Genomic DNA, 21,728 nt, shown 5'->3' with positions numbered 1-21,728 from the left:
CCCGCACATTGTGTGATGCAAGTGTATAGTAATGGAACCTAAATCCAGCGTCTAATCAAGACACCAGCCAATTCCGCCACTCCCGCATCATAAGGTTTGCTAATTTAAACTCTTAGCGTGAGTTTTCTTATTCACTCTCTTGGTAGAGAAAGTGGCTGGGATACCAGGATTTGAACCTGGGAATGGCAGGATCAAAACCTGCTGCCTTACCGCTTGGCGATATCCCAACAAAGAATAATTTGATAGTTTTGGTTCTTATCAAGAACATGGTGCGGAAGGAGAGACTTGAACTCTCACAACCGAAGTTACTGGAACCTAAATCCAGCGCGTCTACCAATTCCGCCACTCCCGCATCAAAGGGGTTGCTAATTTAAACTCTTAGCGTGAGTTATCTTATTCACTCTCTTGGTAGAGAAAGTGGCTGGGATACCAGGATTTGAACCTGGGAATGGCAGGATCAAAACCTGCTGCCTTACCGCTTGGCGATATCCCAACAAAGAATAAATTGATAGTTTTGGTTCTTATCAAGAACATGGTGCGGAAGGAGAGACTTGAACTCTCACAACCGAAGTTACTGGAACCTAAATCCAGCGCGTCTACCAATTCCGCCACTCCCGCATCATTCGTACTAAAAGTACTGGTAGTTATTTTAAACTCTTCATTGAGTGCAGCTTTAACTCCTGCAGAGCCATTCTAAAAGAAGAATGGTGGCTAAGACGGGATTTGAACCTGTGACCCCATCATTATGAGTGATGTGCTCTAACCAACTGAGCTACTTAGCCATCGTGGCTGGGATACCAGGATTTGAACCTGGGAATGGCAGGATCAAAACCTGCTGCCTTACCGCTTGGCGATATCCCAACAAAAGCTTGATAGTTTGAGTTCTTATCAAGAACATGGTGCGGAAGGAGAGACTTGAACTCTCACAACCGAAGTTACTGGAACCTAAATCCAGCGCGTCTACCAATTCCGCCACTCCCGCATCATTCGTACTTAAAGTACTGGTAGTTATTTTAAACTCTTCATTGAGCAACAAAAAGAATGGTGGCTAAGACGGGATTTGAACCTGTGACCCCATCATTATGAGTGATGTGCTCTAACCAACTGAGCTACTTAGCCATCTTTTTTGTTAGCACTTCATCGCTGAGTGCGGGGCGTATTATGCTGATATGACCTAAATCCGTCAACACCTTTTTTGCAAAAAAATGCTTATCAGTGTTTGTTTGCATTAAAATTAAGCTAAGTGGCGAAATTTCATTTAAATTGCTGTTTTTTTGACTGCAATTTATTGGTTTAATTCCCAAATGCATAATAAGAGTTTTAAAACGCACATTTAAAGTTGCTTGATTTTCATACAAAAATCAAGTTTCAAAATTAGTAAGTGTGTTTTTTTAACGTGTTTAACTGCAAAAAATGAAAAGCGAATGATTTTATACAGGCAAATTTGCGATTAATCGGCCTAGTTTTTACTTCTAAAATACCCACAATTTGCTAATCGAGCAGTCAATAGGTCGCAAAATTGCTAACGAGTTTTTAAATCCCCTCTAATTGACAGTTGTTATCACTCATTTGCTTTCGACATATTTAAAAATACGATTCACAGTTGAGCATGAAAAACACAATACATCATTAAAGAGAGTGAGCAGAGCTAAGGCAGCGGAAGTATTACTCACCATGCTTTGATGTTTTAGGGAATGAGTTAGTAATATTTAGGCAATAAAAAAGGCTCGTAATAACGAGCCTTTTGTAATCGAATGAACGAATATGCTTATACGTTAAATAAGAAGTTCATCACATCGCCGTCTTTAACGATGTATTCTTTACCTTCTTGACGCATCTTACCAGCTTCTTTAGCACCGCTTTCGCCTTTAAACTCAATGTAGTCGTCAAATGCGATAGTTTGTGCACGGATAAAGCCACGCTCAAAGTCAGTGTGGATTTTACCCGCAGCTTGTGGTGCAGTCGCACCTACTGGGATTGTCCATGCACGTACTTCTTTAACGCCAGCAGTGAAGTAGGTTTGTAATTTAAGTAACTCGTAACCACCACGGATCACTAAGTTAAGACCTGGTTCTTCTAAACCTAGGTCAGCCATAAATTCTAGCTTATCTTCTTCTTCAAGTTCAGATAACTCAGATTCAATCGCTGCACATACTGGAATAACAACTGCGTCTTCTGCAGCGGCAATGTCACGTACTTTGTCTAGGTAAGGGTTATTTTCAAAACCATCTTCTGCCACGTTCGCAATGTACATGGTAGGTTTGATTGTTAAGAAGTTAAGTGGCTTAATTGCTGCTTTTTCTTCTTTTGTTAGTTCTAAAGAACGTAACGTTAAACCTTCATCTAAGTGTACTTTTACTTTTTCTAAAACAGCATTTTGCTCTTTAGCGTCTTTGTCGCCGCCTTTTGCTTTTTTAGCATTACGAACAATCGCTTTATCAGCACTGTCCATATCAGCAAGTACTAATTCAGTGTTAATTACATCGATATCATCAGCAGGGTCAATTGTGCCAGCAACGTGAACAATGTTTTCGTCTTCAAAACAACGAACAACGTGACCAATCGCATCTGTTTCACGAATGTTTGCTAGGAATTGGTTACCTAAACCTTCACCTTTCGATGCGCCTTTTACTAGACCGGCAATATCAACGAATTCCATCGTCGTTGGTAAAATACGCTGAGGATTTACGATAGCGGCTAAATCATTCAAGCGCGCATCAGGAACCGGTACCACACCCGTGTTAGGCTCAATGGTACAGAAAGGGAAGTTAGCGGCTTCAATACCCGCTTTAGTTAGTGCATTAAATAGAGTTGATTTACCAACGTTTGGCAAACCAACGATGCCACATTTAAAACCCATAGTAAGATACCTTGTGTAATTTCATTAAAACGGATTAAGGTTTAAATGAATGTAGTCTGTTTTGTGCTTTTAACACACCATCTTTTGCAAGTATTTCCATACAACGAACTGCTTCGTCAACGGCGGCGTCCATTTTTTCTTGATCGTCTTTCGCGGCTTTACCTAGCACCCAGCCTGTTACCATTTCTCGGTGGCCTGGATGACCAATGCCTATGCGAAGGCGCATGAAATCTTTTTGGTTTGCCATTTTCGCAATAATATCTTTTAAACCATTGTGACCGCCGTGGCCGCCACCTTTTTTAAGTTTTGCAATCCCAGGATCTAAGTCCATTTCGTCATGAGCAACGAGAATGTTCTCAACAGGGATTTTAAAGAAATTAGCGAGACTACTCACCGCCTTACCACTTAAATTCATATAAGTTGTAGGGATCAGTAATTTAAATTCTTGGCCTTGAATAATCACTTTGCCGGTGAGGCCGTGATATTTAGGATCATGTTTGAGTGTGCAGTTATAACGTGCAGCCAGTTCTTCGATGAACCAAGCACCTGCATTATGGCGTGTGTTTGCGTATTCGGGGCCTGGATTAGCCAGGCCCACAAGCATTTGAATAGAATTCAAGGTGTTTACACCTTAAAAATTATTCTGCAGCGTCTTCTGAAGCTTCTTCTTCAGCTGGAGCTGCTTTGTTAGCTTTAACAGTAACAACTGACTGATCGTGATCAGCGCCTTTAGTTAGCTCAACAGATGAAACACCTGAAGGAAGTTTAAGGTCAGAAAGGTGGATTGAATCACCAGCTACTAAGTCTGAAACGTTAACTTCAACGAACTCAGGAAGTGCTTTAGGAAGACACGTGATTTCGATTTCAGTTAATTGGTGAACAACAGTGTTACCAGCTTTAGTTACTTTCTCTTCACCGATGAAGTGTACTGGCACTTTAGTGTGAAGTTTGTGAGTAGCATCTACACGTTGGAAGTCTAAGTGAGTGATCTTAGGCTTGTACGGGTGACGTTGAATATCTTTAAGGATAGCTTCAACTGACTCGCCACCGATGTTTAAAGTAAGGATGTGCGTGTAGAAACCTTCGTCTTCTTGCGCTTTGATCATATCTTTGTGTGCAAGAACGATTGATGCAGCTTCTTTGTCAGCACCGTAAAGGATTGCAGGAACTTTATCTTCACGGCGTAGGCGGCGGCTCGCACCAGTACCTGTTTCTGTACGTAATTCTGCATTGTATGTGTAAGTTGACATAATGTCTCCAATAATTAATAGTCTTAGGGCCTTTGCGACCAAGGTCCCCAGCCAAAAGGCGCGCTATCATACCACCCCTTTCAGGGAAAATAAATAACGACTACAAAAAAAGCACCTAGACGGTGCTTTTTTTAGTATTGCAGTAATGTTGATTAGTGTTCAAACATCGCTGAAATAGATTCTTCGTTGCTGATACGACGGATTGTTTCAGCAAGCATATCTGCAAGTGTAAGCACTTTGATTTTATCAATTGCTTTAAGCTCATCAGATAGTGTGATTGAGTCAGTTACGATAACTTCGTCAATGACTGAGTTACGAATGTTCTCAGCTGCATTACCTGAAAGTACTGGGTGAGTAGCGTAAGCAAATACGCGTTTTGCACCGTGTTCTTTAAGCGCTGCTGCTGCTTTACATAAAGTGCCACCGGTATCGATCATGTCATCAACGATGATACAGTCACGACCTTCAACGTCACCAATAATGTGCATTACTTGTGAAACGTTTGCTTGTGGACGACGCTTGTCGATAATTGCAAGGTCTGTGTCGTTTAATAGCTTAGCGATTGCACGAGCACGAACAACACCACCGATATCAGGAGAAACAACAACAACGTCATCGAAGTCGCGTTCTTTCATATCTTCAAGTAGAACTGGGCTACCAAATACGTTATCAACTGGTACGTCGAAGAAACCTTGGATTTGTTCAGCGTGTAAATCAACCGTTAGAACGCGGTCAACACCAACACTTGAAAGGAAATCTGCAACTACTTTAGCTGTAATTGGTACACGAGCAGAACGCACGCGGCGGTCTTGACGTGAATAACCAAAGTAAGGGATAACGGCTGTAATACGTCCAGCAGACGCACGACGTAGGGCATCAACCATAACGATAAGCTCCATTAAGTTATCGTTAGTAGGGTTACAGGTTGATTGGACAATGAAAACGTCAGAGCCACGAACATTTTCATTAATTTGAACACTGATCTCACCGTCACTAAAACGGCCAACAACAGCATCGCCTAATTCAATATACAAACGTTTTGCAACTTTTTGAGCTAGCTCAGGTGTTGCGTTACCAGCGAAGAGCTTCATGTCAGGCACGGTAGGGTTCCTCAGGCACTGAATTTTGGGACTAACAGGCTATGGTGGGCACCAAAGCAGGTTAACATTTACTTGTACGTTACTTCATTTCAAAGTGAGCATTTAATGCTGTATGAGCAGGAGAAAGTGTAGCACTACTTGCAACAAAACCTGTCCATTTTTCTGGTAATTGAGCTAAAACTTGTTGTGCTTGTGCCTCGGTTGAAAACTCAGCAAAGCAGCAAGCGCCTGTACCAGTCATCTTTGACGGGGCGTATTTTAGCAACCACTGCAGGGCTTTTTCAACCTCGGGGCAGAGCTTTTTAACTAAAGCCTCACAATCATTGCCTAAATTTTCTGTTTGCCAGTCTGCTTTTAGCTTAGGTGTGTCGCGCTTTAAATCTGGGTGGGTAAAAATTTTCGCGGTGCTCACATGCTGCCCTGGATGCACCACACAGAACCAACTTTGCGGTAATTCAACATTTTCTAGTTGCTCGCCAATCCCATGCGCAATGGCAGTGTGACCATTTATAAATACTGGTACATCAGCGCCTAATTTCACCCCAAGCTCTGCTAATTCTGTAAGTGATAAATCACAGCCCCATAATTTATTAAGAGCAAGTAGGGTAGTGGCGGCATCAGATGAGCCGCCGCCAACACCGCCGCCCATAGGCAAACGTTTTAATAGCTTTATTGAAGCGCCGTGTTGGCAATCACAGTGCTGTTGTAATAAACAGGCTGCTTTATATATAAGGTTATCTGCAAGCTCAATACCGTTTGTATCACCGGTTACTGTAATATCTGGCTCGTTGTTGACAGTAAATGTTAACTCATCACCAAACTCTAAAAAGGTAAATAAGGTTTCGAGTTCATGGTAGCCATCTTCACGGCGACCATTTATATGAAGGAATAAATTAAGTTTTGCAGGTGCTATTAAAGTTAGCGGGGCGGTTGAAGCGTGTGTCATGATTAATTTAACTGCCAATCATTAAGTTGAATTTTAATACGAATTTTATTGTTTTTAAGGCTTAACTTAACAGGAAGCCAATAACCATCTTGTTTGATGTAGTCTGAATAGGTTATTTGCCACTGTTGACCATTGTGAGCTTGCCAAATAAGACTTTTTAAACGGCCTTGCTCATCATAGCTTGCTTGGTCGTTCTCGACGGTGCCTTTTAGCCACTTTGCGGCATTATCTAATGGGATTGAAAAACCGGTTAAACGATATAACAACATTGAGGCATCACGGTCGGTATATACATTGTCGTCATACTCAAGTTCAGCACCTTGTGCATTTTGTTTTAAAGACAAAATGCGGGTACCAATAAAACTGGTAAGTACCATGTCACTGTATTGCTCATCATGTTGCCAATTTAAATTGGCTGACTGGCGCTGCTCTGTACTAATAAATGCCATTTTGCCTTGCACTTGCCATTGAGCTTGTTGTTCTAATCGGCTTTTCCAGTCAGGATAAATGTAATCAACAGTTGAAATTTTTTGCGCACAACCGCCGATAAATAAAAAAAACATGAATAAAATCAAATATTGTTTAATCAAATGTCGTTCCTTACTTTCCATATTCCGCTGATTTTTGGTAAAATTAATGCCTTTACAGCTGGGCTTAGCAATATTTGGTACATATGACCATCGTAGCACTTGGTATAAATCACAAAACCGCATCCGTAGAATTACGCGAAAAAGTCGCGTTTTCGCCTGAGCAAATGTCTGAGGCGTTACAGCAATTAAGTGGTCATGCGCATTTTAATGAAGCGGTTATTGTTTCGACCTGCAACCGAACTGAAATCTATTGTAGCCTTGCCGAGCGTAATTCCCAAACCTTGTTGCGCTGGTTAGCCAGTTTCCATGGTTTGGATGAACAAGAACTGAGCAATAATATCTATTATCATGAAGATCACGAAGCAATTAATCACTTAATGCGGGTGTCTTGTGGTCTAGATTCGTTAGTACTCGGCGAGCCGCAAATTTTAGGGCAAATAAAACAAGCCTACCATAATGCAAAAACTCACGATGCCATTGGTGTAACCTTTGACCGCTTGTTTCAAAAAACATTTTCTGTGGCAAAACAAGTTCGTACCGAAACTGACATTGGTGCTAGCGCCGTATCGGTTGCTTATGCTGCGGTAAATCTTGCGAAACATATTTACGGCAAACTAGATAAAACCAATGTACTGTTAATTGGTGCAGGTGAGACGATTGAACTAGTTGCTAAGCACTTATACCAAAACGATCCGCAAAAAATAACGGTGGCAAACCGTACTATTGAACGCGCTAAAACCTTAGCCAGTGAGGTTAACGCGGATGTGATTGCACTTGCCCAGTTACCTGAGCGTTTACACGACGCCGATATTGTTATTAGTTCAACCGCCAGTACCTTGCCTATTATTGGTAAAGGGGTGGTAGAACAGGCGTTGAAAAAGCGCCGCCACAAACCAATGTTATTTATCGATATTGCGGTACCGCGTGATATCGAAAGCCAAGTAGGCGAATTAGATGCTGCCTATTTGTATTCAGTTGATGACTTACAAGCCATAGTAAGCGAGAATATCGCCGCCCGTGAGCAGGCTGCGGAGCAAGCGCAAGCTATTATTCGCTCACGTACCGATGAATTTGCTATGTGGTTGCGTTCACTCGATTCGGTGGATCTTATTCGCCATTATCGCAACGATGTACAAGATATAAAGTCAGAACTTGTCGAAAAAGCCCTTGGCCAGCTACAAGCAGGTAAAGAGGCAGAAAAAGTAATACTCGAGTTGGCAAACAAACTGACCAACCGCTTGATGCACGCACCTACCCGTGCCATTCAAGATGCTGCTAAAAAAGGTGAAGCAGCGGAGTTAAGCCAATTAAAGAAAATGTTAGGTATTGATCAGGAATAGTCGTTAAATGAAAGAGTCTGTTTATAGAAAATTAGAAACCTTAGTTGAGCGTTATGAGGAAGTGCAAGCGCTACTAAGCGACCCCTCTGTGATCAGCGACCAAAATCGCTTTCGTGCCTTATCTAAAGAATACTCAGAATTAGAAGAAATCGTAAAAGCATTTTTAGCGTACCAACAAGCACAAGATGATGTTGCTACAGCTGAAGAAATGTTAAAAGACTCTGATCCTGATATGCGTGAAATGGCGCAAGAAGAATACAAAGAAGCAAAAGCACAAATTATTGCATTAGAAGATGAAATCCAAATTCTAATGTTACCAAAAGACCCTAAAGACAATAATAACGTTTATTTAGAGGTTCGTGCCGGTACCGGTGGTGATGAAGCTGCTATTTTCGCAGGTGACTTATTCCGTATGTACAGCCGCTACGCTGAAACTAAAAAGTGGAAAGTAGAAGTAGTAAGTACTAACGAAGGTGAGCACGGCGGTTATAAAGAAGTCATTGCGCATATCTCTGGAGAAGGCGTATATGGTCAGCTTAAGTTTGAATCAGGTGCGCACCGTGTACAACGTGTTCCAGAGACAGAATCGCAAGGCCGTGTTCATACTTCAGCTTGTACTGTAGCCGTTATGGCAGAAATTCCTGAAGCGGAAGCAATTGAAATTAACCCTGCTGATATTAAAGTCGATACCTTCCGTGCATCGGGTGCCGGTGGTCAGCACGTAAATAAAACTGACTCAGCAATCCGTATTACACACATTCCAACGGGTGTGGTTGTAGAGTGTCAGGATGAGCGTTCACAGCATAAAAACCGTGCCAAAGCGATGTCTGTACTAGGTGCACGTTTACAACAAGCTGAAGATGAAAAGCGTCAAGCGGCTGAAGCGTCAGAACGTCGTAACTTAGTAGGTAGTGGTGACCGCTCTGAGCGTATTCGTACTTATAACTACCCGCAAGGTCGTATTACCGATCACCGTATTAATTTAACACTTTATCGTTTGAATGAAGTGGTTGCCGGTGATTTAGGAAGTGTTATCGAACCTCTAATGCAAGAACACCAAGCTGACTTACTTGCTGCGATGGGCGATGAATAATCGTGCAACAAAGCATTGAACAAGCAATTGTTGCTGCAACGGCGTTATTAACGCCTAGCAGCGACAGTGCTAAGTTAGACGCACAAGTCCTGTTATTATCCATTCTTGATAAACCTCGCAGTTATTTATTTACCTGGCCCGAAAAACAACTTACCGAACAGCAACAACTTGACTTTGAACAAGCATGTCAGCGTCGTTTAAATGGTGAACCAGTTGCTCATATTGTTGGTTTTCGTGAATTTTGGAGTCTTCCTTTAAAGGTTAATCCAACAACTCTGATCCCAAGACCTGATACCGAAACATTAGTTGAATATGCTTTAGGCCTTGAGCTTCCTACTGCTGCAAACGTGCTTGACTTAGGCACTGGCACAGGGGCAATTGCCTTGGCATTAGCCAGTGAAATGCCTAATTGGCAGGTGACAGGGGTTGATAGAGTGGCTGATGCAGTTGAGCTTGCCGAAGAGAACAAACAACGACTCAATATTAGCAACGCCACTTTTGCGTTAAGCAATTGGTTTAGTGCAGTAAGTACACAAAAGTTTGACCTAATTGTTAGCAACCCACCGTATATTGAACATGATGATGAGCACTTAAGCCAAGGTGATGTTCGCTTTGAGCCGCTCTCTGCATTAGTTGCAGATGACGACGGTATGGCTGATATTAAACAAATTATTACTATCGCACGTGACTATTTAGCAACAAATGGCTATCTTTTAATTGAACATGGCTACAAACAAAGTGTGAAGGTACAAGAATTTTTTGCACAAATGTCGTATAGCCATATACTTACAATTAAAGATCTTGGCGGTAATGACCGTGTAACGTTAGCACAATGGCCTAAATAACAATTAAGTGCACTGTGCGTACATAGCCTTTGAGGATCCCATAGAATGGATGATTTTTTGTTTTCGGATGAAGCACTTGATGAAGTAAATGAGGTGGTTCAGGGTAGTTGGAAAGTCATCGTCGTTGATGACGAGCCAGAAGTACATGCCGTAACAAAGCTTGCGTTGAGTGACTTTGAATTTCAAGATAAACGTTTAGAGTTTATTAGCGCCTATTCGGGTGAAGAAGCCAAGCAGGTTATTCAACAGCACCCAGATGCTGCTATCGTACTACTCGATGTGGTTATGGAAACCGATGATGCAGGTCTCAAAGTTGCTAAGTTCATTCGCGAAACCGCAAAAAATAATCATATTCGGATCATTCTTCGTACAGGTCAGCCTGGGCAAGCGCCAGAGCGTCAAGTTATCGTTAATTACGATATCAATGACTACAAATCAAAAACGGAACTAACAGCACAAAAACTATTCACTGTGGTGATGTCGAGCTTACGTTCTTACCGTGACATTTTATCGATTGAGCAATCTCGCCAAGGCCTTGAAAAAATTATTAAAGCATCTCGTAATATTTTCTCGACTCATTCACTAGAAAGCTTTATTGAAGGGGTGATGCAGCAACTTACCTCATTGCTAGGTACTGTTGATCAAGCTATGTATGCAACAAGTTTAGTTGCCAGTAACCCGCAAGATAACCAAAAGAAGCTTGTGGTGTTTTCAGGGCGAGGTGAGTTTGAACGCAGTGAAGGCAAGGCGATTGAAGAAGTGCTTGATGAGGAGCAGTTACAAGCCTGCCAACAAGCACTGAGCGAAAAAACCATCGTCTACCGTGAAAACTATTTATTTGCTTATTGCTGTAGTGAATGTAATCACAACTCGATGTTATTTATTTCCGGTATCCCTAAGCATTTAACCGACACTCAGCGTCATTTGATTGAAATTTTCTCGCAAAATGTACAGCTGGCGTATGAAAATGTGCAGCTACAATCTGAAATTGAAGCAACACAGCAAGAGTTAGTATTTAGACTTAGTGAAGCATTAGAGCAACGTTCAACAGAAACCGGTAATCATGTAAAACGTGTATCGCACATTTGTTATGAACTTGCTATGGGCTATGGTCTATCAAAACGCGAAGCAGAGCTTATTCGCTTAGCAGCGCCACTGCATGATGTGGGTAAAGTGGGTATTCCTGATGCCATTTTAAATAAGCCTGGGCCACTTACCGACGAAGAGTGGGCCATCATGCAACAGCATGCTGAAAAAGGTCATTTAATTTTAAAAGGCTCAAATCGTGACATTGTTAATACTGGGGCGATTATTGCGTTATCGCACCATGAGCGTTGGGATGGTTCAGGCTATCCGAAAGGTTTAAAAGGTGAAGATATTCCAATTGCTGGTCGCATTGTGGCTTTAGCTGATGTGTTTGATGCACTGCGCCATAAGCGTTGTTATAAAGAGCCGTGGTCACTAGACGATGTTGTGAAAGAAATTAATGCGCAACAGGGCAAACAATTTGATCCTAAGCTAATCGAAGTGTTTAATCAGCGTGTTAAAGAAATAGAAGACGTACTTGTACGTTATCCAGATTAATTAAAATAAAATTAGGGGCATATGGATTATTTAGCAGTAAAACATACTCACATGTTGTTTGCCGTGTTGAGTATTATCTTATTTTACGTTCGTTCTTTTTCACGCTTGAAGACGGGCGCTCTGGCAAAAAATAAAGTAGTGTTTATTGGCAGCCACAGTATCGACACCTTATTACTTGTTTCTGCCGTGGCATTGATTGTAATGGCAGGTTTTAACCCACTTGAACAATCTTGGTTATTAGAAAAGATAATCTTAGTGGTTGCTTATATTGTGCTAGGTATTGTTGCAGCTAAGCAAAGCGCACAAGGCGCGAAGGTTGTATTACTTGCTATAACCACGCTTATTTTATTAGCAATTGGTTATTTAGCGTCTGCTAAAACAGCACTTCTTTTATAACAAATCTCTAGGCGGTATTGATGGCATAGGCTGTCGTACCGCTTTTTTATATCTCATCGCTCAGTATTGGTAACTTAGGGCAAAAGTAGGTAAACTAGCTGTTCGTTTTTGAAAGAGATGTAGCAGTATAAATGACCACCCCTTGGTTTGAAGATCAAAATGAATCCTATCAAGATGAGGCCTTTGACGCATTTTCTTCTAAAGTGCTTTATCGTTGTATCGACGCCGAATTAAAGTGGGATCAACAAGCTGATTTAACAGCCTGTTATGACACCCTTAATGAGCTTGAAAATACGGTAACAGCTCTTTGCGCTGAATTAAAAGAGCCACATGAGCGTCTCGATAAGTTACTTGATACCTTTTATCAGCAATGGCTGTTTAGCTCATCAAGCTTAAAAGTGCCTGAGTATACGTTAAATAGTTTTAGCTATACCATTACCATGCGCAGTGGCACACAAACCACGCTGGCAATTTTACTTTGCCATTTATTACAGCATGCTGAACTTGATGCCACAGTCACGCTTAGTCAGGGAGACGTGCACGTTCACGTTGGGATGAGTGATGAAGAGGGTTATTTAATTGAGCCAAGCACAGGTCAGCAGAGTTGGTACATAACACCAGAGAATGCTTGTGAAGAAAATGGCGATGAGCAAGAACCGCTGGAACTGATTTTTGAAGAAGAGCTTTATAAGCTGTATCTAGCTCAACAAAAATGGTCGTTTATCAGCGAAAGTAAATTTGGCCATGCTTTGCATTGTGTGGAAATGCTGATGGAATTACTTGGTGATGATCCGTACGAGCGTCGTGACCGCGGCTATTTACTTAATCAGCTAGATTGCCCAAAAATGGCACGGGATGATTTGCAGTACTTTGTCAATGAGTGCCCAGATGATCCTGCTATCGAAGTTATTCAGCATCAAATTGCTGAAATAGAAGACAACAATAATACACACCACTAATTTAAAGGAACATTTATGACTGACGCCCACAGTGCGCTAATTACCAATGACGCAGTCGTACTTGGTTTGCTTGCCGTTATTTTGGGGTTTATTTTTAAAACCTCGCACAGTAATAATGCTGCCTGCCAAAAATTTTATAAATATGTACCGGCATTATTGCTTTGCTACTTTTTACCATCATTACTCAATACCTTTGGGATTGTTGATGGTCATTCTTCAAATGTATATTTTGTGGCGTCGCGCTATTTACTGCCAGCTTGCTTAATATTGCTTACAATTAGTATTGATTTAAAAGCGATTTTAAACCTTGGGCCAAAAGCATTAATCATGTTTTTAACAGGCACCATGGGTATTGTTATCGGTGGCCCACTGGCTATATTAGTAATGAGTGCTGTTTACCCAGAGGCTGTGGGTGGTCATGGCCCTGACGCTGTTTGGCGTGGTATGACGACCATTGCCGGCAGCTGGATTGGTGGCGGCGCAAACCAAGCTTCAATGAAAGAAATGTTTGAAGTAGGCGGCGATATCTTCTCTGCAATGGTGACTGTTGATGTGATAGTAGCTAACTTATGGATGGCTGTACTGTTATTAATGGCAGCAAACCATAAGGCGATTGATGCTAAAACAGGCGCAGATACGCGTGCAATTGAAGATTTAAAAGAGCGCGTAGAAAAGTATCACGCTGAGCATGCGCGCATGCCAACTCTAAATGATTATATGACGATTATTGCTATTGCCTTTGGTATTACAGGCCTTGCACATTTTTGTGCAGACTTTTTAGGTCCGTTTTTTGGGGCTAACTTCCCATGGGCACAAGAGTATAGTTTAAACAGTAAATTCTTTTGGTTAATTGTTATCTCTACCACAATTGGTATTAGTTTATCGTTTACTAAAGTTCGCCATATTGAAGCTTTTGGTGCGTCAAAAGTAGCATCAAGCTTTTTATATATTCTTGTTGCTTCAATTGGCTTACACATGAATATTACCGCGATTTTTGACTCGCCAATGTACTTTGTACTCGGTGCGATTTGGATGATTACCCATGCAAGCTTAATGCTTATTGTGGCGAAATTAATTAAAGCTCCACTGTTTTACATGGCAGTAGGCTCTCAAGCCAATGTAGGCGGCGCGGCATCAGCACCTGTTGTTGCATCAGCTTTCCACCCATCGCTTGCGCCAGTAGGTGTTTTACTTGCTGTTTTAGGCTATGGTGTTGGTACCTACATGGCTTATATTTGTGGATTAATGCTACAAGCTGTTGCACCTTAAGGAATAGAAATGAACAACCAGTTAATTAAAATTAACGAGATTGAATTAGCCAACGACAAACCATTTGTATTGTTTGGTGGTATGAACGTACTTGAATCACGTGATTTAGCGATGCGTATTGCGGAGCATTACGTAGAAGTAACATCAAAGCTAAACATTCCATACGTTTTTAAAGCCTCTTTTGATAAAGCTAATCGCTCTTCAATTAACTCATACCGTGGCCCGGGCATGGAAGAAGGTTTAAAAATCTTTGAAGAAATTAAATCTACTTTTAATGTGCCACTGATCACCGATGTACATGAGCCGCATCAAGCTGCTCCTGTAGCTGAAGTGGTTGATGTAATTCAGTTACCGGCATTCCTTGCTCGTCAAACTGACCTAGTTGTTGCTATGGCAAAAACTGGCGCTATTATCAATGTGAAAAAGCCGCAGTTTTTGGCACCACACGAAATGCGTCATATCATTAAGAAGTTTAATGAAGCGGGCAACAACAATGTTGCACTGTGTGAGCGTGGTACTAGCTTTGGTTATAACAACCTTGTGGTTGATATGCTTGGTATGGATGATATGAAGCCTATGGCGCCGGTAATCTTTGATGCAACTCACGCATTACAACGCCCAGGTGGTCGAGCTGACTCTGCGGATGGTCGTCGTGCTCAAGCTGCAGAACTTGCTCGCAGTGGTATGGCATTAGGCATTGCGGGTTTATTTATTGAAGCGCACCCTAATCCGAATGAAGCAAAATGTGATGGTCCATGTGCACTTGCACTAAGCAAGCTAGAAGGTTATTTATCGCAAATGAAAGCGGTTGATGACTTAGTTAAAAGCTTTGCACCACTCGATACCAGCGCAAGCGATTTATAATTTAAGTACATAAGTATGAATAAGGCGACCATGGTCGCCTTTTTTTATTTGTATCGCTATAATCGATGCATAAGAAAAACTAATTCTAAGTTTGGTGTTTATGTCTCGTCGTTTACCTCCTTTAAATGCACTAAAAGCATTCGAAGCCGCTGCCCGCCATTTGAGCTTTACCAAAGCAGCAGAAGAGCTATATGTAACGCAGGCCGCGGTGAGCCACCAAATTAAAACCCTTGAAGAGCATTTAGGTTTAAAGCTGTTTTTACGTAAAAATCGTTCTTTGCTTTTAACTGAAGAAGGGCAAGGCTACTTTTTAGATATTAAAGAAATTTTTACCCAGCTGATCGATGCCACAGAAAAACTGCTAGCCCGCGGTGCGAAAGGTTCACTCACGGTAAGTTTAACGCCAAGCTTTGCGATTCAATGGTTAGTACCCAGACTTAGTTTATTTAATGAGTTACATCCAGAAATCGACGTGCGAATTAAGGCGCAAGATCAGGATGAAAATTCACTTTCTGACGATGTAGATATTGCTATTTACTACGGCCGTGGTCACTGGAGCGGGGTGCAGACATATAAGCTGCACACTGAATACTTAGTGCCATTATGTAGCCCATTGTTGTTAACGGGCCCTAAGCCGCTTAATCAACCCAGTGATTTAGCAAATCATACCTTATTGCATGATACCACCCGTAAAAATTGGAAAACCTGGATGAAAACGGCAGGTGTACGTAATGTACAAGTCAACCAAGGGCCGATTTTTAGTCACTCATCGATGGTATTGCAAGCCGCGGTTCATGGGCAGGGGGTTGCAATTGGTAATAGCGTTTTAGCAAAACCTGATATTGATGCGGGCCGACTCGTCATTCCATTTAGTCACTCATTAGAAAGTAAAAATGCCTACTATTTAGTGATCCGCGAATCTCAAACAGAGCTTGGTAAAATAGTCTCTTTCAAAGACTGGATGCTGAGTTTAGTTGAGCAAGAACAAGAGTATTAACATGTTACAGTGGTTTAAAAGTGCAACGGGCAAGGCGCGTGCACAATTTATATTTGCCCATGGTGCAGGGGCAGGTAGTGATTCTGAGTTTATGCAAACAATGGCTAACTTGATTAGTCAGCATGAGATTGATGTAGCCTTGTTTGATTTTCAGTATATGCAAATTGCAAAAGAAACAGGCAAGCGTAGGCCACCCGAGCGTGCTCCTAAGTTACTTGGCTACTTTAGTGAAGTTTTAGCCGAGCGCCAGCCAGATTTACCGCTATTTATTGGGGGGAAATCTATGGGTGGGCGTATGGCTTCTATGCTTTGTACCGAGCAGGACCAAGCTCAAATTGCTGGCGTGGTTGCTTTTGGCTATCCGTTTCACCCACCGGGTAAACCCGAAAAACTGCGTATAGAGCATTTTGTTGATATGCCATGCCCTTTTTTAGTCCTGCAAGGTGAGCGTGATACATTTGGTAATCAGCAAGAACTCGCTGAGCTTGAAATGGTTAATCCGCCAGAGATTAAATTTCTCAAAGATGGTGACCACTCATTAAAACCTCGCAAAAAAAGTGGCATTACAGAGCAAGAAAACTTACAGCAAGCTGCGGATTATGCAGCGCAGTTTATTATGAATTTAGCGGCTGGAGATGCGCAATGATAAAACTATATTTAATGATTGGTAGCTTATTTTGCATGCTTTCGGTGATGCTTGGCGCATTTGCTGCTCATGGTTTAAAAAGCCGCGTTTCTGAGTATGCGATTGGAATTTTTAAAACCGCTGCTGAATACCAAATGGTGCATGGCCTTGCATTGATAGCAATTGCTATCTTAATTAAGTGGGGCATGAACTTAAGCTGGGCTGGTGGATTTTTTATCGCAGGTACCGTGTTATTTAGCGGTAGTTTGTATTTACTCGCACTAACGGGCATGAAGTGGCTTGGGCCTATCACCCCAATTGGCGGTGTTTGTTTTATTATTGGTTGGGCTATTTTGTTAGTTCAAGCAGCACGATATAAGTTTTAAGGGTTATCTATGTCGAGTGTAGTTATTTATTGTCGCAGTGGTTTTGAAAATGATGCCGCTGCTGAAATTACTTTTCAGGCTGCTGAACAAGGCTTTGCAGGTTACGTAAAAACAAAACCAAATACAGGTATTGTTGTTTACGAATGTTTTGATGCAAGCCACGGTGAAGAAATCATCAAAAAAGTAGATTTCAAGAATATGGTATTTGCTCGCCAATGGTTTACTGGCACCTTAGTCGATAACATGCCACTTGAAGACCGTGTAAGTGCTATTGTTGAAGCTGTCGCTGAGTTTCCTGAATGTGGTGACCTACGTGTAGAAACGCCAGACACCAATGAAGGTAAAGAGCTTAGTAAGTTCTGCAAGAAGATTTCGACGCCACTGAAAAAATCGCTTGAAAAGCGCTCGAAGGTAACACGCGAGCTTGCCGAGAAAAAACCCGTTATGCATGTGTTATTTTTAGCAAACGACAGTGCTTATGTTGGCTACTCATACACATTTAATAATTCGCCTTTCTTTATGGGCATTCCGCGTTTACGTATGCCTAATGATGCGCCAAGCCGCTCAACGTTAAAACTCGATGAAGCTTTTAACGTATTTATTCCACCTCATGAAGCTGAAGAGCGTATGCAACCTGGCATGCGAGGTGTTGATTTAGGTGCTTGCCCTGGTGGTTGGACTTATCAGCTAGTGCGCCGTGGAATGTTTGTAAGCGCAATCGATAATGGCCCTATGAATGATGACTTGATGGAAACTGGTCAGGTTAAGCACTTTAGAGTAGATGGTTTTAAATACCGCCCAGAAAAGCGCAATATTCAATGGTTAGTGTGTGACATGGTAGAAAAGCCGGCTAAAGTGACCAATCTAATGATAGATTGGGCGGTGAATGCCTACGCAAAAGAGCTTATTTTTAATCTTAAACTACCGATGAAAAAACGTTTTGATAGCGTTTACGAGTGTTTAAAAATGATTAAAGAAGAGCTTGAAAAGTATGGTGTAAGTTACGAATTACAAGCCAAGCATTTATATCATGACCGTGAAGAAGTCACCGTACATTTAAATGTCACTAAGGTGCCGCAAAGCCTCTATAGTTAACCTTAATTTGAAATTAAAAAGGCCAATAGCTCACACTATTGGCCTTTTTATTAGGTATCAGAAAACCTAAATTTTAACGGTATTTACTACGATAATTATCGACCCATAAACGAGTACCGCCGCACACTGCAACAGGCATGACAATAAGGTTTATGAATGGAATTGCAGTTAAAATCATTACCGCTAATCCAAAACCATAAGAAAGTGTTTGCTTTTGCTTTAAGTCATTTTTCATTTCGTTAAAGCTAATTTTATGGTTATCGAACGCGTAGTCTTCGTATTGCACCGCATACATCCAACAGGTGAATAACACCCATAAAACTTGCCCGATCACAGGTAAAATCCACAACAAAATAAAAAAGCCAATAGCACGTGGTAGGTAATAGCACAGTTTTGTCCATTCTCGGCCGAGCATACGTGGCACATCTTTCATTGTATCGAAAAGGCTGTCGTCATTAATTTTTTGCCCTGTTAAGTAAAGCTCAACTTTTTCACTGAGTAGGCCGTTAAATGGGGCTGCTATAAAATTAGTGATTACCGTAAAGAGCATGCTGTAACTAAATAAAATCACCAGCACGGCAATCGGCCACATTAGCCATTCGAGCCAGCTAAGCCATTCGGGTAATAACGAGTTCATGTAAGCAAAGCCATCGGTAAGCCAGCCATATAAAAAAAACAGCGAACTACCAAAAAGCAGGATATTGATTGTTAAAGGAATAAGTACAAAACGTTTCAACCCCTTTTGGCTAATTAACTTAAAGCCAGAAAAGAAGTATTCCATACCTTGAGTGAACTGCACGAGAAAACCTCATCTTTTTTCTTGTTGTTTGCAGTATATGGTTTTAACGATATTTGAACAGCTTTTTTCCGTAACAAAGTGTTTAACTCTTTACGTGGACAGTCATTTTAAGCCCAGTACTTAGTTGAAATCTAGAGGAACAAATTTAAATGGACAGTCACTACATTTAAGTGCTCTTGCAGCATAAAAATTTTTGTCTACACTTTAGTTACAGCTAATGCATTTCAAATTATCAGTTCAAGGAGTGGACGATGGCTTTAGCAAGGAAGCGGCAAATCTGTTTGTCGAACACCAAATATTATCATTGTGTATCCCGTTGTGTTAGGCGTGCCTACCTTTGCGGGGAAGACGTACTCACAGGTAAATCATATGAACATCGCAGATGGTGGGTTGAAGAGCGCCTGCTTGCTCTTGCAAAGGTATTTTGTATTGATGTATGTGCTTATGCGGTGATGAGCAATCATACTCATATTGTGCTTTATGTTGATGATAAAAAAGCAAATAGGTTATCGGATAAAGCCATTCTTTTACGCTGGTTTAAGCTCAGTAAAATGACGCCTTTAGGTCAAAAGTTCCTTCATGGTCAGCCTTTAAGTGACGGCCAACAAGTCTTCTTAAATAAAGAGGTTGCTGAATACAGAGCGCGTCTTTCGAGCATTAGTTGGTTCATGCGAATGCTAAATGAATATATTGCCAGGCGTGCAAATAAAGAAGACGAGTGTACGGGTCACTTTTGGGAAGGACGCTTTAAGAGCCAAGCATTGCTTGATGAATCAGCGCTTTTAGCATGTATGGCCTATGTTGACTTAAACCCTGTTCGTGCTAAAGCTGCGAGCACGCCGGAGCAATCGGACTATACCAGTTTTAAAAAGCGATGCCAGAGCATGAAGGAGTCAAAGCAACCTAAGGTACTAGCTCGTTTTATTGGTGTTATGAGTAAGTATAAATCAAAGGGAATACCTTTTGAGTTAAAGTCATACCTGCTACTGGTAGAGCAAACTGGGCGTTGTATTTGTACTAATAAGCCCGGATTTATAGAACATCATTTACCTCCTATTCTTGAAAGGCTGAATTTCGAACCGGAAAAATGGTTAACACTAACAACCCACTTTGAAAACTTATTTCATGGAGCTGTAGGTCGAGTAGGTGCAATTGAAAGTTATTGTAGTAAAACTGCTCGCAGGCGACGAAGTAACTGTACTAATAGTCGATTATTGTTTGCTAGCTAATTTCTATGTGATTTTTGTAAGAAGGATTTAAGTTCACTGCTTTAGTATGTCTAGAGGTTCTCATACATATTGAAATAGGTCCCAAAATTTAAGAATAAATCAGTACTTTCTAAATAAGTGGTTCTGCGAAGTCATTTTCAACTGAAACTAAGATGAATTTCATTTCAACTCTAAGGCTTTTATTTTTAAGTGACTGTCTTGTTAAAATTTGTCAGCAGAAAGCATTAATCCTAAATAGGGTGGTGTAGGTTGGACTTTAATTTTTATCAACTGGGCGTTTTTTCAGTTACATACCGTTGAACTAAGCGATAGTATGGCGGTCTGAACAGTACCTATAAAAATGAATATTGAAAACAAGAGTAGAGGATCAGACTAATATCCGATATTATTGTTAACATCATTAACAAAAACGACATATAAAAATGGGAGTTTTATGCAGTTAGTCGATTTAAATCCACATGATCCTGAAGTAGTTAACGTGTTTTCTGATATAGACCGACTCATAAACTCATTATACCCTGTTGCTACAGCCCAATCTCTAAGTCTTGAAGAGTTAGCTGAGCCTAATGTTTATGCTATAGGCTTAAAAAATGAAGATGGTATCGTTGCATGTGGCGCAATAGTGATGCAAGAAGGCAACCCTCCATACGGTGAAATCCGCCGTCTATATGTAAAACCAAGTTACCGTGGTAAAGGCTTATCACGTCGAATTATGCAAATTTTATTGCATCAAGCTGGTGAGCAACTCATTCCGCTTATTCGATTAGAAACAGGTCCTAAGCAAACAGAATCTATTAGCCTATACGAAAACTTAGGTTTCAATCGTTGTGGTCCGTTTGGGAATTACAGCGAAAATCCACAAAGTTTATTTATGGAGTTAGGGCTTAACCAATAATTTAAGTGTTAAGCCATGTTTTAGTGAGGTCACCTTAATTTATAAATACTCCTTAAAAATCTTATGTTTTACTATGATTTTATTGATAGCTTCTTGCGGTGATAAACCGAAGCTATCTAATTTTACTAAAAATAAGCAAGCCGACCTTACTGTTGGTAGTACTAAGTTTTACTTAAACTCATGTCATTCCCTCACTGGTGTCTTCAATCATAATGACACTATAAAAACAAAAGTAATTCTTACACTTCCTACTCGTCCTTTAAGTGTTTGCAATAATAAGCAATCACAGCTGAATTTTGACGGTACTCATCTTACTGTAAAAATTTGCCGCACTGCTTTTGGCGCAGGTGGCTGTGGTGTTGAAAAATATCGCACAACAGATTTCGAAAACTGGCAAGAGTATATTGGTATTACGTGGCATGGCAATGAGCAATATGAAGCGTGGAGGCAACTAGGGTCAAACTCTTCAAAAGCTGATGAAATCACAAAAGTAGTGCCTGTCCACTGAAATGAAGATGGATTTCACTAACACATATTTTCGAACATATATTTTTACAGTGACTGTTCTTTAAAAAATTGCTCATTTGCCATATTGAGTGCCTGTCC

The 21,728-nt window shown here is 41.0% G+C and carries 22 protein-coding genes and 8 tRNA genes; 15 read left to right on the top strand and 15 right to left on the bottom strand.

Annotation, left to right across the window (positions count from 1 at the left end; all coding sequences use genetic code 11):
- Positions 1-152 precede the first annotated feature (152 nt).
- The 14 genes from L1D51_RS03320 to lolB all read right to left on the bottom strand — a co-directional run bounded on the left by L1D51_RS03320 (position 153) and on the right by lolB (position 6,746).
- Positions 153-227, bottom strand: a tRNA-Gln gene (locus L1D51_RS03320).
- A gap of 40 nt (positions 228-267) precedes the next feature.
- Positions 268-352 (bottom strand) — tRNA-Leu (locus tag L1D51_RS03315).
- A 66-nt stretch (positions 353-418) separates the two neighbouring features.
- Positions 419-493, bottom strand: a tRNA-Gln gene (locus tag L1D51_RS03310).
- 40 nt (positions 494-533) lie between these two features.
- Positions 534-618 (bottom strand) — tRNA-Leu (locus L1D51_RS03305).
- A gap of 87 nt (positions 619-705) precedes the next feature.
- A tRNA-Met gene (locus tag L1D51_RS03300) sits at positions 706-782 on the bottom strand.
- A 4-nt stretch (positions 783-786) separates the two neighbouring features.
- Positions 787-861 (bottom strand) — tRNA-Gln (locus L1D51_RS03295).
- A 36-nt stretch (positions 862-897) separates the two neighbouring features.
- Positions 898-982, bottom strand: a tRNA-Leu gene (locus tag L1D51_RS03290).
- Between the two features lie 60 nt (positions 983-1,042).
- A tRNA-Met gene (locus L1D51_RS03285) sits at positions 1,043-1,119 on the bottom strand.
- A 649-nt stretch (positions 1,120-1,768) separates the two neighbouring features.
- The gene (gene ychF / locus L1D51_RS03280) at positions 1,769-2,860 is read right to left on the bottom strand and encodes a redox-regulated ATPase YchF (protein ID WP_239962625.1); all 1,092 of its coding nucleotides are present in this window, start codon (positions 2,858-2,860) and stop codon (positions 1,769-1,771) included.
- Positions 2,861-2,894: 34 nt separating this feature from the next.
- Complete coding sequence (gene pth, locus L1D51_RS03275) at positions 2,895-3,479, bottom strand: aminoacyl-tRNA hydrolase (RefSeq protein WP_082389177.1); 585 nt, start codon at positions 3,477-3,479, stop codon at positions 2,895-2,897.
- Between the two features lie 19 nt (positions 3,480-3,498).
- Positions 3,499-4,110 carry a 50S ribosomal protein L25/general stress protein Ctc gene (locus L1D51_RS03270; RefSeq protein ID WP_054551653.1) on the bottom strand — a complete coding sequence of 204 codons (612 nt, stop codon included), beginning with the start codon at positions 4,108-4,110 and terminating at the stop codon, positions 3,499-3,501.
- 152 nt (positions 4,111-4,262) lie between these two features.
- Positions 4,263-5,210: a ribose-phosphate pyrophosphokinase gene (locus tag L1D51_RS03265; protein WP_054551652.1), complete on the bottom strand. Its 948-nt coding sequence runs from the start codon at positions 5,208-5,210 to the stop codon at positions 4,263-4,265.
- Positions 5,211-5,289: 79 nt separating this feature from the next.
- Positions 5,290-6,156 carry a 4-(cytidine 5'-diphospho)-2-C-methyl-D-erythritol kinase gene (gene ispE, locus L1D51_RS03260; protein WP_239962613.1) on the bottom strand — a complete coding sequence of 289 codons (867 nt, stop codon included), beginning with the start codon at positions 6,154-6,156 and terminating at the stop codon, positions 5,290-5,292.
- A 2-nt stretch (positions 6,157-6,158) separates the two neighbouring features.
- Positions 6,159-6,746: a lipoprotein insertase outer membrane protein LolB gene (gene lolB, locus L1D51_RS03255; RefSeq protein ID WP_082389176.1), complete on the bottom strand. Its 588-nt coding sequence runs from the start codon at positions 6,744-6,746 to the stop codon at positions 6,159-6,161.
- 83 nt (positions 6,747-6,829) lie between these two features.
- On the opposite strand from lolB, the gene hemA reads away from it, so the two are divergent.
- The 12 genes from hemA (at position 6,830) to rlmM (ending at position 18,199) form a co-directional block, all read left to right on the top strand.
- Positions 6,830-8,086 (top strand): glutamyl-tRNA reductase, encoded by a 1,257-nt coding sequence (gene hemA, locus L1D51_RS03250; protein WP_054561815.1) that lies wholly within the window; start codon positions 6,830-6,832, stop codon positions 8,084-8,086.
- A gap of 7 nt (positions 8,087-8,093) precedes the next feature.
- The gene (gene prfA, locus L1D51_RS03245) at positions 8,094-9,179 is read left to right on the top strand and encodes a peptide chain release factor 1 (protein WP_054551648.1); all 1,086 of its coding nucleotides are present in this window, start codon (positions 8,094-8,096) and stop codon (positions 9,177-9,179) included.
- Positions 9,180-9,181: 2 nt separating this feature from the next.
- Complete coding sequence (prmC, locus tag L1D51_RS03240) at positions 9,182-10,024, top strand: peptide chain release factor N(5)-glutamine methyltransferase (protein WP_239962602.1); 843 nt, start codon at positions 9,182-9,184, stop codon at positions 10,022-10,024.
- Positions 10,025-10,069: 45 nt separating this feature from the next.
- On the top strand, positions 10,070-11,608 hold the full coding sequence (locus tag L1D51_RS03235) for a DUF3369 domain-containing protein (protein WP_055196895.1): 1,539 nt from the start codon (positions 10,070-10,072) through the stop codon (positions 11,606-11,608).
- A gap of 21 nt (positions 11,609-11,629) precedes the next feature.
- A complete protein-coding gene (locus L1D51_RS03230; RefSeq protein WP_054561812.1) occupies positions 11,630-12,004 on the top strand; it encodes a SirB2 family protein in 375 nt (124 codons plus the stop codon).
- 131 nt (positions 12,005-12,135) lie between these two features.
- A complete protein-coding gene (locus L1D51_RS03225; protein WP_054561811.1) occupies positions 12,136-12,963 on the top strand; it encodes a tetratricopeptide repeat protein in 828 nt (275 codons plus the stop codon).
- 15 nt (positions 12,964-12,978) lie between these two features.
- Entirely contained in the window at positions 12,979-14,232 is a 1,254-nt protein-coding gene (locus L1D51_RS03220) for a DUF819 family protein (RefSeq protein ID WP_054561810.1), read from the top strand.
- A gap of 9 nt (positions 14,233-14,241) precedes the next feature.
- Entirely contained in the window at positions 14,242-15,096 is an 855-nt protein-coding gene (gene kdsA, locus L1D51_RS03215; protein ID WP_054561809.1) for a 3-deoxy-8-phosphooctulonate synthase, read from the top strand.
- 100 nt (positions 15,097-15,196) lie between these two features.
- Positions 15,197-16,093, top strand: coding sequence for a transcriptional regulator GcvA (locus L1D51_RS03210; RefSeq protein ID WP_054561808.1), 897 nt, complete (start codon positions 15,197-15,199; stop codon positions 16,091-16,093).
- Between the two features lies 1 nt (position 16,094).
- Complete coding sequence (locus tag L1D51_RS03205; RefSeq protein ID WP_054561807.1) at positions 16,095-16,739, top strand: alpha/beta family hydrolase; 645 nt, start codon at positions 16,095-16,097, stop codon at positions 16,737-16,739.
- Positions 16,736-17,104: a DUF423 domain-containing protein gene (locus L1D51_RS03200; protein WP_054551639.1), complete on the top strand. Its 369-nt coding sequence runs from the start codon at positions 16,736-16,738 to the stop codon at positions 17,102-17,104. The genes L1D51_RS03205 and L1D51_RS03200 overlap by 4 nt, the downstream gene beginning before the upstream one ends.
- 9 nt (positions 17,105-17,113) lie before the next feature.
- Entirely contained in the window at positions 17,114-18,199 is a 1,086-nt protein-coding gene (rlmM, locus tag L1D51_RS03195) for a 23S rRNA (cytidine(2498)-2'-O)-methyltransferase RlmM (protein WP_239962600.1), read from the top strand.
- 73 nt (positions 18,200-18,272) lie between these two features.
- On the opposite strand, the gene cysZ is transcribed toward rlmM, so the two are convergent.
- Positions 18,273-18,980, bottom strand: a complete 708-nt coding sequence (gene cysZ / locus L1D51_RS03190; protein WP_275669112.1) for a sulfate transporter CysZ — start codon at positions 18,978-18,980, stop codon at positions 18,273-18,275.
- Positions 18,981-19,249: 269 nt separating this feature from the next.
- Here cysZ and L1D51_RS03185 point away from each other — a divergent pair, with 269 nt between their 5' ends.
- The 3 genes from L1D51_RS03185 to L1D51_RS03175 all read left to right on the top strand — a co-directional run bounded on the left by L1D51_RS03185 (position 19,250) and on the right by L1D51_RS03175 (position 21,630).
- Positions 19,250-20,227, top strand: coding sequence for a transposase (locus tag L1D51_RS03185; RefSeq protein WP_239962598.1), 978 nt, complete (start codon positions 19,250-19,252; stop codon positions 20,225-20,227).
- A 433-nt stretch (positions 20,228-20,660) separates the two neighbouring features.
- Positions 20,661-21,122: a GNAT family N-acetyltransferase gene (locus L1D51_RS03180; RefSeq protein ID WP_239962595.1), complete on the top strand. Its 462-nt coding sequence runs from the start codon at positions 20,661-20,663 to the stop codon at positions 21,120-21,122.
- 73 nt (positions 21,123-21,195) lie between these two features.
- Positions 21,196-21,630, top strand: coding sequence for a hypothetical protein (locus L1D51_RS03175; protein ID WP_239962594.1), 435 nt, complete (start codon positions 21,196-21,198; stop codon positions 21,628-21,630).
- The last annotated feature ends 98 nt before the right edge of the window (positions 21,631-21,728 follow it).

This window comes from Pseudoalteromonas shioyasakiensis (assembly GCF_022398475.1).
GTDB lineage: Bacteria > Pseudomonadota > Gammaproteobacteria > Enterobacterales > Alteromonadaceae > Pseudoalteromonas.
This window is presented reverse-complemented; position numbering and strand designations above follow the sequence as displayed.

What these genes read in the sequence shown, in the direction of transcription:
- ychF (WP_239962625.1), bottom strand. Translation starts at nt 2,860, where the DNA reads ATGGGTTTTAAATGTGGCATCGTTGGTTTGCCAAACGTTGGTAAATCA.
- L1D51_RS03270 (WP_054551653.1), bottom strand. Translation starts at nt 4,110, where the DNA reads ATGTCAACTTACACATACAATGCAGAATTACGTACAGAAACAGGTACT.
- ispE (WP_239962613.1), bottom strand. Translation starts at nt 6,156, where the DNA reads ATGACACACGCTTCAACCGCCCCGCTAACTTTAATAGCACCTGCAAAA.
- hemA (WP_054561815.1), top strand. Translation starts at nt 6,830, where the DNA reads ATGACCATCGTAGCACTTGGTATAAATCACAAAACCGCATCCGTAGAA.
- prfA (WP_054551648.1), top strand. Translation starts at nt 8,094, where the DNA reads ATGAAAGAGTCTGTTTATAGAAAATTAGAAACCTTAGTTGAGCGTTAT.
- L1D51_RS03235 (WP_055196895.1), top strand. Translation starts at nt 10,070, where the DNA reads ATGGATGATTTTTTGTTTTCGGATGAAGCACTTGATGAAGTAAATGAG.
- L1D51_RS03230 (WP_054561812.1), top strand. Translation starts at nt 11,630, where the DNA reads ATGGATTATTTAGCAGTAAAACATACTCACATGTTGTTTGCCGTGTTG.
- L1D51_RS03225 (WP_054561811.1), top strand. Translation starts at nt 12,136, where the DNA reads ATGACCACCCCTTGGTTTGAAGATCAAAATGAATCCTATCAAGATGAG.
- L1D51_RS03220 (WP_054561810.1), top strand. Translation starts at nt 12,979, where the DNA reads ATGACTGACGCCCACAGTGCGCTAATTACCAATGACGCAGTCGTACTT.
- kdsA (WP_054561809.1), top strand. Translation starts at nt 14,242, where the DNA reads ATGAACAACCAGTTAATTAAAATTAACGAGATTGAATTAGCCAACGAC.
- L1D51_RS03210 (WP_054561808.1), top strand. Translation starts at nt 15,197, where the DNA reads ATGTCTCGTCGTTTACCTCCTTTAAATGCACTAAAAGCATTCGAAGCC.
- L1D51_RS03205 (WP_054561807.1), top strand. Translation starts at nt 16,095, where the DNA reads ATGTTACAGTGGTTTAAAAGTGCAACGGGCAAGGCGCGTGCACAATTT.
- L1D51_RS03200 (WP_054551639.1), top strand. Translation starts at nt 16,736, where the DNA reads ATGATAAAACTATATTTAATGATTGGTAGCTTATTTTGCATGCTTTCG.
- rlmM (WP_239962600.1), top strand. Translation starts at nt 17,114, where the DNA reads ATGTCGAGTGTAGTTATTTATTGTCGCAGTGGTTTTGAAAATGATGCC.
- cysZ (WP_275669112.1), bottom strand. Translation starts at nt 18,980, where the DNA reads ATGGAATACTTCTTTTCTGGCTTTAAGTTAATTAGCCAAAAGGGGTTG.
- L1D51_RS03185 (WP_239962598.1), top strand. Translation starts at nt 19,250, where the DNA reads ATGGCTTTAGCAAGGAAGCGGCAAATCTGTTTGTCGAACACCAAATAT.
- L1D51_RS03180 (WP_239962595.1), top strand. Translation starts at nt 20,661, where the DNA reads ATGCAGTTAGTCGATTTAAATCCACATGATCCTGAAGTAGTTAACGTG.
- L1D51_RS03175 (WP_239962594.1), top strand. Translation starts at nt 21,196, where the DNA reads ATGATTTTATTGATAGCTTCTTGCGGTGATAAACCGAAGCTATCTAAT.